This is a genomic window from Mycobacterium sp. E787 (assembly GCF_001668725.1).
Classification (GTDB): domain Bacteria; phylum Actinomycetota; class Actinomycetes; order Mycobacteriales; family Mycobacteriaceae; genus Mycobacterium.
Window position 1 is genome coordinate 99573 of sequence record NZ_LZKL01000127.1, and the last position, 13227, is coordinate 112799.

At 68.7% G+C, this 13227-nt stretch carries 13 protein-coding genes; 5 read left to right on the forward strand and 8 right to left on the reverse strand.

The genetic code is table 11. The annotated features are described in order from the left end of the window. Positions 1-1395, forward strand: coding sequence for an alpha/beta hydrolase domain-containing protein (locus A5705_RS25335; RefSeq protein WP_068280773.1), 1395 nt, complete (start codon positions 1-3; stop codon positions 1393-1395). On the opposite strand, the gene A5705_RS25340 is transcribed toward A5705_RS25335, so the two are convergent. Further along, the gene (locus A5705_RS25340; protein WP_197521334.1) at positions 1392-2525 is read right to left on the reverse strand and encodes a dihydrodipicolinate reductase; all 1134 of its coding nucleotides are present in this window, start codon (positions 2523-2525) and stop codon (positions 1392-1394) included. The genes A5705_RS25335 and A5705_RS25340 overlap by 4 nt on opposite strands. Before the next feature lie 104 nt (positions 2526-2629). Here A5705_RS25340 and A5705_RS25345 point away from each other — a divergent pair, with 104 nt between their 5' ends. From A5705_RS25345 to A5705_RS25360, 4 genes are all read left to right on the forward strand, one after another. Beyond that, a complete protein-coding gene (locus A5705_RS25345; protein WP_068281049.1) occupies positions 2630-3442 on the forward strand; it encodes a MarR family transcriptional regulator in 813 nt (270 codons plus the stop codon). A 10-nt stretch (positions 3443-3452) separates the two neighbouring features. Beyond that, a complete protein-coding gene (locus tag A5705_RS25350; protein WP_068280777.1) occupies positions 3453-4178 on the forward strand; it encodes a pirin-like bicupin family protein in 726 nt (241 codons plus the stop codon). 36 nt (positions 4179-4214) lie between these two features. Continuing rightward, positions 4215-5618 (forward strand): YhgE/Pip domain-containing protein, encoded by a 1404-nt coding sequence (locus tag A5705_RS25355; protein ID WP_068280779.1) that lies wholly within the window; start codon positions 4215-4217, stop codon positions 5616-5618. Between the two features lie 79 nt (positions 5619-5697). Further along, positions 5698-6807 (forward strand): phosphodiester glycosidase family protein, encoded by a 1110-nt coding sequence (locus A5705_RS25360; protein WP_156763228.1) that lies wholly within the window; start codon positions 5698-5700, stop codon positions 6805-6807. On the opposite strand, the gene A5705_RS25365 is transcribed toward A5705_RS25360, so the two are convergent. From A5705_RS25365 to A5705_RS25395, 7 genes are read right to left on the reverse strand one after another with little or no spacing between them, the layout of a single operon-like run. Next, positions 6800-7543, reverse strand: a complete 744-nt coding sequence (locus A5705_RS25365; protein ID WP_067883852.1) for a YoaK family protein — start codon at positions 7541-7543, stop codon at positions 6800-6802. The two genes, A5705_RS25360 and A5705_RS25365, sit on opposite strands and share 8 nt — an antisense overlap. 3 nt (positions 7544-7546) lie before the next feature. Further along, the gene (locus A5705_RS25370; RefSeq protein ID WP_068280787.1) at positions 7547-8251 is read right to left on the reverse strand and encodes a mammalian cell entry protein; all 705 of its coding nucleotides are present in this window, start codon (positions 8249-8251) and stop codon (positions 7547-7549) included. After that, the gene (locus A5705_RS25375) at positions 8218-8772 is read right to left on the reverse strand and encodes a mammalian cell entry protein (RefSeq protein ID WP_067883856.1); all 555 of its coding nucleotides are present in this window, start codon (positions 8770-8772) and stop codon (positions 8218-8220) included. The genes A5705_RS25370 and A5705_RS25375 overlap by 34 nt, the downstream gene beginning before the upstream one ends. Continuing rightward, positions 8769-9758: an RDD family protein gene (locus tag A5705_RS25380; RefSeq protein WP_068280796.1), complete on the reverse strand. Its 990-nt coding sequence runs from the start codon at positions 9756-9758 to the stop codon at positions 8769-8771. Before A5705_RS25380 ends, A5705_RS25375 begins: the two co-directional genes overlap by 4 nt. Then, positions 9755-10561: an Mce protein gene (locus A5705_RS25385; RefSeq protein WP_156763229.1), complete on the reverse strand. Its 807-nt coding sequence runs from the start codon at positions 10559-10561 to the stop codon at positions 9755-9757. The genes A5705_RS25380 and A5705_RS25385 overlap by 4 nt, the downstream gene beginning before the upstream one ends. Next, a complete protein-coding gene (locus tag A5705_RS25390) occupies positions 10531-12081 on the reverse strand; it encodes a virulence factor Mce family protein (RefSeq protein WP_067883859.1) in 1551 nt (516 codons plus the stop codon). Before A5705_RS25390 ends, A5705_RS25385 begins: the two co-directional genes overlap by 31 nt. After that, positions 12075-13214, reverse strand: a complete 1140-nt coding sequence (locus tag A5705_RS25395) for a virulence factor Mce family protein (protein WP_068280798.1) — start codon at positions 13212-13214, stop codon at positions 12075-12077. Before A5705_RS25395 ends, A5705_RS25390 begins: the two co-directional genes overlap by 7 nt. Positions 13215-13227 lie beyond the last annotated feature (13 nt).

Sequence of the window (13227 nt, forward strand, 5' to 3'; positions counted from 1 at the left end):
ATGCCGAATCCCCCGACCGCCGCCCCCGCGCCCGGGAAACCGCTGCTGTTGCTGGGCGCCTTCGACATCACCGCCCTGGGCTACGCCGCCGAGGAGTTCTTCGTCTCCGGAACGGCCTCGTCCTACACCCCCACCGCCGCGTTGGCATCCGACGGCCGCTGGCACGTAACACCGGATCGCACAGCCGAATACACCACGCGCATGGTGGTGTTGACCCCGACCGAGCCGGCTCGTTTCAACGGGACGGTGCTCGTGGAATGGCTGAACGTCAGCGGCGGCATCGATGCCCCGGCCGTCTGGATGATGGCCCATCGCGAGATCCTGCGCGCGGGCTACGCCTACGTCGCGGTCTCGGCCCAGCGGGTGGGGGTGGAGGGCGGCGCGAGCCTGCTCGGCGCGGACATGTCCCTGAAGAGCCGGGACCCGGCGCGGTATGCGCCCCTGCACCACCCCGGCGACGAGTTTTCCTACGACATCTTCTCCCAGGCGGGCGAACTCGTCCGCACCGGCGCGCTGGGCGAGCTCGGTGTGCGCCACGTGATCGCCGTGGGCGAGTCGCAATCGGCGATGTTTTTGACCACCTACGTCAACGCCATCGATCCGCTCGCCCGAAGCTACGACGGCTTCCTGGTGCATTCGCGGTTCGGCTCGGCCGCGCCGCTGGACGGCATGTCCATCTTCGACGAATCGCAGGCCGGCGTGCCGGACGCGGTCGCGTTCCGCGCCGACCTGCGCGTCCCGGTGGTCACGATCATCACCGAGACCGACCTGTTCGGCGGCCCCCGGCACGGCTATTACTTCGCGCGCCAGCCCGACGACCATTCGCTGCGGGTCTGGGAGATCGCCGGCGCAGCGCACGCCGACAACTACACGATCCAGGTGGCGCCCATCGACGACGGCTCCGCTCCGGTTGATGCCATCGTGGCCGCCTACGCGCCGACGAGGATGCTGATGGGCCAGCAGCTGGGGCATTTCATCAACTTCGGCCCGCAGCACCATTACGTGGTGCAGGCGGCGCTCGCCGCGCTGCACAACTGGGTGCGAACCGGCGAGCCGGCGCCCGCGGCCCCACCCATCGAGGTACGCGACGGCGATCTGCCCCGGCCCGTGCTGGATCCCGACGGCCTGGCCCGGGGCGGCGTTCGGACCCCGTGGGTGGACGTGCCGATCGCCCGGACGTCCGGGATCGCCGACGGGGACGGCGTCATGGCGGCGATCTTCGGCTCCGGCGAACCGTTCGACGCCGCGACGTTGCGCCGGCTGTATCCGGGTGGGGCCGAGCAGTACCTCGACGGCTTCACCGCGGCGCTGGACCGGGCGATCGGATCGGGGTTCATCCTGCCGGCCGACCGCGCCGAGATCCTCGAGCTCGCCGCCGCGACGTATCCCGCTTAGAACAGCCGGCTGTCGGGCGCCGGTCCCGCCACCGAGCGGACCAGGCCCGCGCCGGTGATCAGCGGCAGGTCCAGCGCCGACAGCAGGCCGGGCGGCGCCGCACAGACCGCGGGGATGGCGTTGACCATCCGCGACGCGCCGGCGATGCGCGCGCCGAGGTCGTGGTCGTGGTCCTCGGCCATCTCGAATTCGCACCGCATTGTCGGCGATCCCTCGATCTCGACGCGATACAGGCCTCGTCCCGACGCGGGGCCGTGGCCGAGATCCTTGGGCGGGATGGAGATGTGCGGCTGGGGCCAGTCGGGGGCGATGTCGTCGCGCATCCGCGTCACGTGGTCGAGGACGAAAGTCGGCTTCCCACGGACATATCCGGTCAGCGTGGAGCGCATGGCCGCGATCGTTCCCGCCGCGATGTGGCCGGTGGGCGTGTCGAAGGACTCGGCGGCGGCGATGCGTTCGTTGCTCTCCTCGATGTTGTCGATCTCGACGCCCAGCCCGGCGGCCAGCTGGTGCAGCACGGGCCCCCAGCCGAAGGTGAAGATTCCCGGCTGGGCCGCGAAGGCCTGGTACTCCGGCGGCTGGCCGAATCCGAGGATCTCGTAGACCGCGGCGCGGTCCGGGTAGGTGGCGTAGTTGAACATCTCGGTCACCCGCACGGACTCGATCGCCCGGGAAACCCCCGAAAGCACCAGCGGCAGCACATCATTGGCGAATCCCGAGTCGATGCCGGTGGTGAAGAACGACACGCCCCCGTCCAGCGCCGCCCGCCGCAGCGGATCGGTGAACGCCGGATCGAGGGCGTCGGGAAATACCAGCGGCACCACCGAGCACGACACGACGTTCTTGCCGGACCGCAGGATCGACGCCATGTCCTCGACGGCGTCGAGCGGACGCAGGTTGGCACCCGCGGCGTACACCACCGCGTCGGCGTCGCCGGCGACCATCGCGGCCGGGTCCTGGGTGGCGACGACCCCCACCGGAGCGATCCCGCACAGTTCTCCGGCGTCGCGACCGGCTTTGGCGTCGCTGTGCACGACGAGGTCGACGAGCTCCAGCTCCGGATGGTCGATCACGCCGCGCAGGGCGATCACGCCCATGGAACCCGGCCCCCAAACCCCCACCTTGACCACCATGTTCTCCTAATATTAGGACGCTAAGCGTTAGATTTTGGACGGATCGTAGGGAGCTGCGCGTGGGTGAGTCAACCACCAAGTCGCCGCCGACCGCCCGCGTGATGGATGTGCTTGGCGCACTGGCGGATTCACCGGGCGGGCGCACGTCGGCGGAACTGGCGAAGCTCTGCCGCATCAGCAGCTCGACCTGCGCCCTGGTGCTGGCGGAGCTGGAGGGGCGCGGCTGGGTGGCACGGTGCGAAGACCGCCGCTACGTGCTGGGCAGTGGCTTGTTCGGCTTGGTGCATGGGCTGCGCCTGCAGTTCCCCCTGCTGGACCGAGGCCGCGACGCGCTGCGCTTCCTGCACGACACGCTCGGCGCCGGCTGCTCGATGTCGCGGATCGGTGACCGCCACCTGGTCACGGTCGACGCGGTCGGCCACGGCACCGACGGCGAGCACGCCGTCGGCCAGCGTTTCCCCATCGACCCGCCGTTCGGTCTCGTCGCGATGGCGTGGCGCGAGGCCGATTTCGTGGAGACCTGGCTGCGCCGCGTCACACCGCGGCTGGCGCGCGCCGAAATCGCCGGGCACCAGCGGGTGCTCGCCGACATCCGGGCCCGCGGTTACGGCGCATGGCGCTTCGACGACAGCCACTCCTCGCTGCACCACCGCCTGGCCGACGTGCTCGCGTCGCTGGAGCCGACCGCGCGGGTGACGCGCCAGCTCACCACCCTGATGACGATGGTTACGCTGCAATCCGTCACGCATGAACTCGAAAACGAGCTTGCCTCAACGGAATTCATTGTGCTGCCAGTGTTCGGCCGGGACGGCCAGCCGGAGTACCAGATCGAGATCCACCTGGGGCGCCCGGCCGGCCTGACGCTGGCCGCGCTCGACGCCGCGCTGCATCGCGCGCAGGGAATGTTGGCCTAGGCTGGAACCCATGCCTGCCACCGCGGAGATCCGGCGGGCGGCCGACCGGGCCGTCACCACGACGCCCTGGCTGCGGTCGCGGCATTCGTTCTCGTTCGGCGGCCACTACGACCCCGACAACACCCACCACGGGTTGCTGCTGGTGAACAACGACGACATCGTGGCGCCCGGAACGGGATTCGACACGCACCCGCACCGGGACATGGAGATCGTGACCTGGGTCCTCAGTGGCGAACTGACACACCGGGATTCCGCCGGCAACCGCGGGGTGATCTATCCCGGCCTGGCCCAACGCATGTCGGCGGGCAGCGGCATCCTGCACTCGGAGAAGAACGACTCCCCAACGGAACCAGTGCATTTCGTGCAGATGTGGGTGGTCCCCGACGAGACGTCCGTCACACCCAGCTACCAGCAGCACGAGATCGGCGACAGGGACCTCTCGGGCGGTCTTGTGACCATCGCCTCAGGCATCCCCGGCAGTGCGGCCGCCATCACGCTGCACAACCGCGCCGCCGCGCTGCACGCCGCGCGGCTGGCACCCGGTGACTCGGTGGACCTGCCGCGGGCGCCCTACCTGCACCTATTCGTCGCGCGAGGCCGGGTCGACGCGGCGGAAATCGGTGTCCTCGAGGCCGGCGACGCCGTCCGGTGCACCGACGCCGACGGGACGCGCGTCACAGCGAGCGACCCGGCGGAGCTGCTGATCTGGGAGATGCATGCAGAGTTGGGCGCCTGAGACCACATAGAGTGGGCACGACAGACAGGAGCCCGCATGTCTCAATCGCAGCCGCGGCACGCGGCGCCCAACCCCAAGCGGAACATCACGGCGGTTCGGACCGTGCGGTTCTGGGCGCTGCCCATCGTCGTCACCCTGGCGCTGATGTCGGCGCTGTGCGCGCTCTATCTCGGGGGCATCCTGAACCCGATGACCAACCTGCGGCACTTCCCGATCGCCGTGGTCAACGAGGACGCCGGCCCGTTCGGGGGCCAGATCACCGACGGCCTCGTCGCCGGGCTGGACAAGGACAAGTTCGACGTCCGCGTCGTGTCGCACGACGAGGCGCAGCGACAGCTGGACACCGCCCGGGTCTACGCCGAAATGGTGATCCCACCTACCTTCTCGTCCAATTTGCGCGAATACGGGGCCAGCGCGGTCACTCCCGGCCGTGCGACCCGGCCGTCGGTCACCATCGCCACGAACCCGCGGGCGGGCACCCTCGGGTCGAGCATCGCCGGACAGACCCTGACCCAGGCGATGACCGCGGCCAACGGCAAAGCGGGCCAACGGCTTACGGCCGATGTCGCCGCGCAGACCGGCGGCGCGCCGTTGACCGGTGCGTCGGCGCTCGGCCTGGCCAATCCGATCGAGATCAAGGCGAGCGTGTACAAGCCGTTGCCGAACGGCACCGGTAACGGGTTGTCTGCCTTCTATTTCGCGCTCCTGCTGCTGCTCGCCGGGTTCACCGGCAGCGTCGTGGTCAGCACGCTGGTGGACGCGCTGCTGGGCTACGTGCCGGCCGAGTGGGGCCCGGTGTACCGCTTCGCCGAGCAGGTCAGGATCTCGCGCTTCCAGACGCTGCTGCTCAAGTGGGCCATCATGGTGGTGCTGGCGCTGCTGACGTCGGCGGTGTACCTGGCGATCGCCCACGGGCTCGGCATGCCCATTCCGCTCGGCTGGCAATTGTGGGCATTCGGGGTGTTCGCGATCATCGCGGTGGGCATCACGTCGAGTTCGATACTCTCGGTGCTGGGCTCGATGGGCCTGCTGGTCAGCATGCTGATCTTCGTGATCCTCGGGCTGCCGTCCGCGGGCGCCACCGTCCCGCTGGAGGCCACGCCACAGTTCTTTCGTTGGCTGGCCGAATTCGAGCCGATGCACCAGGTTTTCCTGGGCGTGCGGTCGCTGGTCTATCTCGACGGCCGCGCGGATAGCGGTCTGTCCCAGGCGTTGTGGTTGACGGCGATCGGGCTGGTGATCGGCCTGTTGCTGGGCGGCATCATCACGCGTCTCTACGACCGCCAGGGCTTCCACCGGATCCCGGGCGCGGTCGAGCTGGCGATCGCCGCCCAACACCAGGCGGAGCATCAGGCGCGGGTGAACAAGCGCGAGAGCGCCGCCGAAAGCCAAGCTGGCGTGGTCGACACCGAGAGTGAAAGCCCAAGCGAGCAAACGTAATTCGGACGCGCCCTAAGCGTCACGCGTTCGTTATCAAAATTGACAGTGTGACTGGTGTGACTGATGCTATTGATGTTGCATAGCCATCAGTGCCGAAAGGTCCACCGTGCTCACGCCCCTTGCCAGCCTGCGCCGGCTGGCGGCCTGCTGCACCGCCGTGGCGGCATGCGCGGTGCTGGCGAGCACCGCGGGGCAACCCGTCGCGCGCGCCGCCGACGGGCGTGACCTGCTGGCCAACGCCATCGAGACCACCAAGGGCTCCTACCTCGTCTACAACTTCGGTCCCGGTCACCCCACGCCGATGCTCAACGCCGGTGGCAGCTGGTACGAGATGAACAACGGCGGGCACCTGATGATCATCAAGAACGCGGCGGGACGGCTCGCGCCGCACCTGCTCGTCGACACCCACCAGGGCGACCAGGCGCGCTGCGAGAACAACCCCGGCGCCCGCACCGGCGAGGGCCTGTGGCAGGCGTCGGAGATCTACCCGCCGCTGCAGGCGTGGCAGCGGCTCGGGCAGCCGACGATCGCCATCAACGCCAACTTCTTCGACATCCGGCCGCAGAAGGCCGGCTCCTGGCGCCAGACCGGTTGCAGCTCCCCGCTGGGCGCCTTCGTCGACAACACCCGCGGCCAGGGCCGGGCGAACCAGGCGGTCACCGGCACCGTCGCGTATCCGGGCAAGCAGGGCCTCTCCGGCGGCGGCGAGAGCTGGAGCGCCCTGTCGACGATGATCCTGCCGTCGGGCGCCGCGCCGTATGTGTTGCGCCCCAAGAGCCCCCAGGACTACGACGTCGCCACGCCGGTCGTCCAGGACCTCCTGAGCCGCAACGAACGGTTCGTCGCCGTGTCGGGGATCGGCCTGCTGTCGCCCGGCAAGACGGGGCAGCTCAACGACGGCGGTCCCAGCGCGGCGCGGACGGCGCTGGCCTACGTCAAGCAACGCGACGAGATGTACATCTTCGAGGGCGGCAGCTACACGCCGGACAACATCCAGGACCTGTTCCGCGGCCTGGGCAGCGACACCGCGGTGCTGCTCGACGGCGGCGGGTCGTCGGCCATCGTGCTGCGGCGCGACACCGGCGGCATGTGGGCAGGCGCCGGGTCGCCGCGGGGATCGTGCGACACCCGCGAGGTGCTGTGCGACTCGCACGAGCGGGCGCTGCCGAGCTGGCTGGCCTTCAACTAGACCTCGACGGCGGCGACCCGCTTCGCCCGGCTTCGCCGCCCTCGCGATCGCCGCTAGACCTCGACGGCGGCGGTCCCAGGCGGAAGATCAGCAGGCTGGTCGCGACGACCGCCGCCGTGACCGCGAACACCGGGGCGACGACGAATCGCGACATCGTCGCGCCGACCAGGGCGCCGGCGCACATCGTGAAAACCACGCTGAAGCGCAGCTTTTCGCGGGCGCCGGTCCCGCCGGCCAGGTGACTGTCCAGGCCGAGGCTGACGATCGTCGACGTCAACACCGTGGTGGACAGCTCCTGGATGCCGAACTGGCGCGCGCTCGAGTGCTGCAAGCCGAAGGTCACCGCCAGCAGCCCGATCATGACCAGCTTGCTGTTGTCGTGGTAGTGCAGCACGCCGCCGCCGGCCAGGATCGACAGCGTCACCAGTAACACGATCTCGCTGCCCAGCACCGTGGTGATCCACGGTCGCGTCCGCCCACCGAAATGCCGTGCCAGCCGGCCGCTGACGATCGTGGTGCAGACGAAGGTGGGCAGGGCCACCACGACCGCCGTCAGGTCGATGTTGGTTCGCGGGGCCAGCCAGAAGCCGAGGAAGATCACGTTGCCGGTCATGTTGGCCACGAAGACGTGGCCGAGTACCAGGATGCTGATCGCGTCGGCCAGGCCGGTGGCGAAGGTCAGCAGCAGCAGCGCCGCGACGGTCGCGCGTTCGGAGACCGGTGACGCGACGGGCACGGGCTAGACCTGCGGGGTCAGGTCCAGCGAGGTGATGGTCGTCATCCTCGTCACCAGCCAGCGCCCGCCTGTGCGCTTCATGAACAGCCGATAGGACAGGTATTTCAGCGACGGGATGTTCTTGGTCAGCGGGCTGGTGGACGTGGTGTTGGTGTACACGATGACGATGGCATTCGGATCGTCCAGCGATTCGACCGCCGCGCCGGTGACTTCGGTGCTGTTGGTCACCTTGGCCTGCTTGTTGGGGCCAACGATCGCGTCGAGGAACTTGCGGTACTGGGCCTCGAAGTCACCGCTGAGGTAGACCGCCGCGCGATCGGCGAGGCCGTCCATGTTCTCCGGGGTGTAGGTCCACAGCGTCGTGATGGCGTTGGCAGCGGTGCGCGCCACCTTCAGCTTTGTCGCGGTCGTGGCGCGATCGCTCAGGTACGGCTGCATCGCCGCGCCCGCGAACGCCGCGGAGCCGACGAACAGCACGGCGGCCAACGCGATCGTGATGGCGAGCCGTTTGCCGGCCAGGATCTTGCGCCGGGGTCGCTTTTTGTTGGCGTCCGTCGCCGCCTCTTCTTCGTCCGGCGTGGCAGCGTCGGCGGATTCGGTTGCCCCGTCGGCGCTTTCGCTGGTCTCCGCGGCGTCTTCACCGGAGGATTCTTCGGTCTCTTCCGCGTCGGCGGTCAGGTCACCTGCAGCAGGTTGCTGATCTTCCACTGATTCCCTTCCTGCGTGACGGTTGCCGTCCAACGATTGGTGTTGTCGAATACCTGCTTTTCGTCCGGCGACTTGGAGGTCACGTCGGTGGCCACCATCACCGTGGCGCTGCCGTCGTCGTTCCACCGCTCCACGCCGGAGCCCAGGACGGTGCCGGTCGCGGGTTCGGCCCGGGCGACCTGCAGCAGGATCTCGTTTGCCTTGTCGTGGTACTGCTTGGCGAAATCACCTGTCGCCTGGGCCAATACCCGGTTCACATAGTCGTTGGCGTGATAGGGGTCGATGGAGGTGAACTGCGTCATGAACCCGCCCACGTAGGCGAGCACCTCGCGCTCCTTCGACGCGAGGCGCGCGCGGCGTTCGTGAGAAATCAGCATCAGCGTGCATGCCGCGATCGACACGACCATCAGCACCGCGGCGCCCGCGCCGACGGCCGGCATCCACCGCGGTCGCGACGCCGGCACCGGGCGCGCCACGAGCAGCGACTCCGCGCCGGGCTCAAACCTGCGGCGGGGGCTCATTTTCCGTTCCCCGGCGGTTTCGGTCTGGTCAGCACGGCGAGGTCGTCAACGCGCCAATGCGCGTCCGCGCCCTTGGCGAATTCCACCCGAACGGTCGCGCTGATGTAGCGCTCGCCGGGTCCCACGCCGCGCCGCCCCTGCAGGAACAGCAGCATCGTCGCGCGATCCGGCGTGACCGATTGCACCGACCAGTCGGTGGGCCAGTACTCGTTGATGACCGGATTGCCCTTCTCGACCACGTCCTGCTGCGCCGCCAGCTGGCTTCGGTACTTGTCGGTCGCCAGCGACCGGGCACGAGCGAAGTCGTCGCGCAACGACTTCGGGTCGTACGTCAGCATCTGCGCGACCATCTTGGGCCCCTGCGCCTCGATCTGCGCCCTGCTTTGCTCGCTCGCCCGATCGCGGGAGTACACCACCAGGTAGCTCACGGCCACCCCGGCGAGGCACACCGCCGTCGCGATCAGCACCACCATCGCGGTCCAGCGCCGCAACTTTCCCGGCGCCTCGTCGTCGAGTTCGACGCGGCGCGCTTCGGTGCCCAGCAGCATGTCGGCGAACGTGCGGCGCCGCGAATCCCACAGCGGCCAAAGCCATCCCACTACCGATGCGGTGTCGAGCAGGTGGGCCAGATCCCGCAGCAGCAGCCCCCACGGCCCGATGGCCGTGCCGTCGCGGCGGACCACGGCGATTCCGAACAGGCCGCGTCCCAGGCTCCACCCGGTAAGGGTTGGCAGCATCAACCGGTCGGCCAACATCAGCAGGATGGCCAGGCCACCGACCGAGACACACACCCACCACCAAGCGGAGTACGCGGCGACGGTCCAGGCGACCAACGCCATCGTCGTCGCCACGGCGACGCACGGCACGACGTCGACGGCGAACGCGGCCGCTCGAATTTGCCAGGGCGCCAAGGCGTCCCGCGGTGACTCCGGTATGGCCGCCGTGTTTTCAGCCCGAGCCGGAATCTCCTCGACCACCACCGTCACTTCGTCACCTGGTCGAGCTTGGAAATCCGGTACTGCCCCTCGGCGAATGCCATCTTCACCCGCAGGCGGTAGCCGGTTTCCTTTTGCGACTGGTCGCTTGACACCTTGACGCGCATCGCGACGAGCACGTCGACCGTGCCGTCGTCGTTGTTACGCTCCACCGCCGCGCGCGCATCGGAGACCTGAACGTGAACGTTGGCGGCCTGGTAGGCCTGAACGATCATGTTGGTGTACAGCAGCGCCTGGGAGCGGTACGCGTCCGTGCCGCACTCGATGATCTTCTGTTCGCTCTGGACCATCGCATTGGTGTCGGGGGCCTGAGTCGCCGACACACAATCCACCGCCGCCTTGAGCGCCGCGGCGTCGTTGCGGGCGATCACCTGGCTTTGGTGGTGGTAGCGCAGGGCAAAGTAGCCGCCCGCCCCCAGGCCGGCGGCCAGCAGCACGAGCGCGGCGGCGATGCCGGCCAGCCACCAGCGACCCAGTCGCGACGAGCGGCGCTCGACGCCGGCGGCCGCAGCGGCGGTTTCGACCTCGGCCACCGGCGCATGCTCCGCCGACGCCTCCGGGCTCGTCTCCCCGGCTTCGCCCTCCGGTTCCGGCACCGCGTCGACGGCCGCCGGGGCCGTCGCTTGGGCTTCGGCGGCCTCCGGGTCCTCGGCCGTCAGCTCCGGGGTGGGTTCCTCAGCAGCCGCCGGCTCCTGGTCGATCTTCGGACTGGATCTTTGGGAGGGCCTGCGCAGTCGACGAAACCTCGGCATGGGTGGGGGGTTCAGCCGGCCGGCGCCAGCATCTCCTTCCATCCGTCGTCTCCTGTTTTGGTCGAGTTCTCGACGGAGTATTTCACCCCATCGGGCCCCACCAGTTCACCGCTCTGCGGACTGTAGATGGCGGCGGGGGGCCCGCTCGGAGTGTAGACACACGGATTGGGCTGCTGGCCGTTGCACTGCACCGTGCCGCTTCCCGGCCGCGACAGCGGGTCGCTGGTCGGCGGCGGCGTGCCCGGGACCCGGTCCGACGGCGCCGGGTTCAGGCCGTTGTTGACCGACGGTGCCGGAATCACCATGCCGGGCCGCACCGACTGATCGCAGCGCGCCGCGGGGGCGGGGCAGGTCAGGATCTGGTTCGGGTCCCCGTACCAGGGGTTGGTGCCCGCCGGCACGTACGGGTTGGGGTCCCGGCACTCCCGCGGCGTGGCCGCCCGCTTGCCCGGGACGTCGGTGCACGGGATGTTGCGCGATCCGCGCACGCTGTTGGCCGGGGTCTCCATCGGAATCTTGCAGTAGGTGCCCGACGGCAACGGCGCCAGGCTGGTGTCCGCCGGTGACCGCCACTCCGGCGCCGGAATGAAGCCGGTCAGGCAGGGCGGGGGCTGGTTGATCGACAACGCCAGGTCGAGCGCGGCCTGGTTCGGGAACGGCGCTGCCACCGTCTGCGCGATCGAGGCTCCCTGCGGCAGGAAGACCAGCACCTGCTCCACACCGGTGTGGTAGCGCTTCAGCAGGTCGAACACCACCTCGAGGTTCGCCAGCGTCTGCGGCAGCGAGTCGCGCACGTCGTTGAACACCGAATTGACCTGGTCGGCCGTCGGCGCCGCCTGGCGCAGCACGCTGCGCAGGTGCCCGTCCTCCTGGGCGGCCTGCGCGGACAGGTTGTTCAGGTTGCGCGCCCAGCGCTCGATCGCGGCGTTGGAGTTGACCTGACTGTCCAGAATCGGCCCGGAGTTCTGGATGATGTCATTCACGTTGGTGATGTTCGTCTTGAAGTCACCCACGATCGCCTGGGTCGAGTCGACCAGCCGCTGCAGGGCGGGGCCCAGCCCACCCACGGACTGCGCCGTCTCGTCGAGCAGCTGGCCGATCTTCTCCTTGGGCAGGACGGCCAGCCCCCGGTTGGCGGTGTCCAGCGCGGGGCCGATCTCGGCGGGCACCGTGCCCCTGGTGATCGTCTGCCCGGACGAGAGGTACTTGCCCGGGTTGCCGGTCGACTCCAGGTCCAGATACTGCTCACCCACCGCCGACACCGAGTGCACGTTCGCGACCGCATCGCTCGGGATCTTGTACCGGCTGTCGATGCTCATCGTCGCCTGCGCGCCCGATTCGGTGGGCTCGACGTCGGTGACCTTGCCGATGGTGACGCCGCGGTAGGTCACGTTCGCCGTCGGATACAGGCCACCGGAGGCGGGCAGGTCGGCCTTGAGCGTGTACCGCCCGATGCCCACCAGGCTCGGGATCTGCAGGTAGTACACACCGAGCACCAGGATCGAGACCACGGTCAGGATCCCGAACGCGATCAGCTGGCGTCTGATGAAAGGAGTCAGCAATTCCTATCCGCCCTCTCCACCAGGGGCCCGCCGGGCGCGTCGTTCGGGTTCGGCGTGTAGCGGACGTCGGGGATCATCGTCTCCGGGTCGCGCCCGTACGACTGCTCGAGCGCCCGCAGCGCCCCCGACAACCCGGTGCCGGTCAGGAACGCGTTGTCGATCGAGCTGTAGGTGACGTCCAGGGTGATCGAAACGTTCTGGTAGTCGCCGCGCATGAGCTTCGGGATGGTGTCGATGTCGTAGGGCTGCGTCAGAATCAGCTTCAGCGCCCCGATCAGATACGGCGACGCCCGGCCGAGCTCCTTCAGCGGGCACTGCAGCGATTGCAGATCCTGGTGCAGCGGTGCTCTGGCCTCCGACAGATACTGGTCGGCGGCCTGGCTGAGCCGTCCCACCGAGTCGACGGCGTTGATCAGCAGCTGCTTGGTGTCGGCGAAATGCTTGATCAGCGGCGGGACGTCGGTCAGCACCCGATCCAGCACATCGGCCCGGCCACCCACGTACGCCAGCAGCCGGTTGGTCGAGTCGATGGCGTGGGTGATGTCATCTCGCTGCTGATTCAGCTGGTCGGTGAAGGTATCCAGCTTGCCCAGGAAGGCCCGGATCTGGTTGCCCCGGCCGTTGAAGATGTTGAAGACCTCGTTCTGGAGCACCTCCAGGTTCGGGATGCCGCCGCCGCGCAGGATCAGCGACAGGCTCGCCAGGGTCTGCTCGGTGGTGGGAAACGCCGATGAGTTCTTCAACGGAATGGTGTCGCCATCCTTGAGCTGCCCCACCGGGTTGGGCGGCGCCGCCAGCTCCACGTGCTGCGAACCAAGCAGGGAGGTCTGACCGATCTTGGCCGTCGCGTTCTTCGGCAGCTTGACGTTCTTGTCGATGCCGAGCGTCAGTGTGGCCACCCAGTTCTTCAGGTTGATGGCCTTGATCGAGCCGACGAAGACGTCGGCGACCATCACTTTGCTGTTGCCGTTGATCGCGAGCGTGTCCGGCATCTGCACATAGATGGTCATTGCGCCCGAGCCGCTGCCCGGGCCGCCCGGGATCGCCACGTTGGAAATCCCTTTCCATCCGCACGAGCTCAGCACCAGCGCGGCCACCCCGAGCACCAGCCCCTGCCAGGCCCGGTGACGCATCCGACGAGCAATC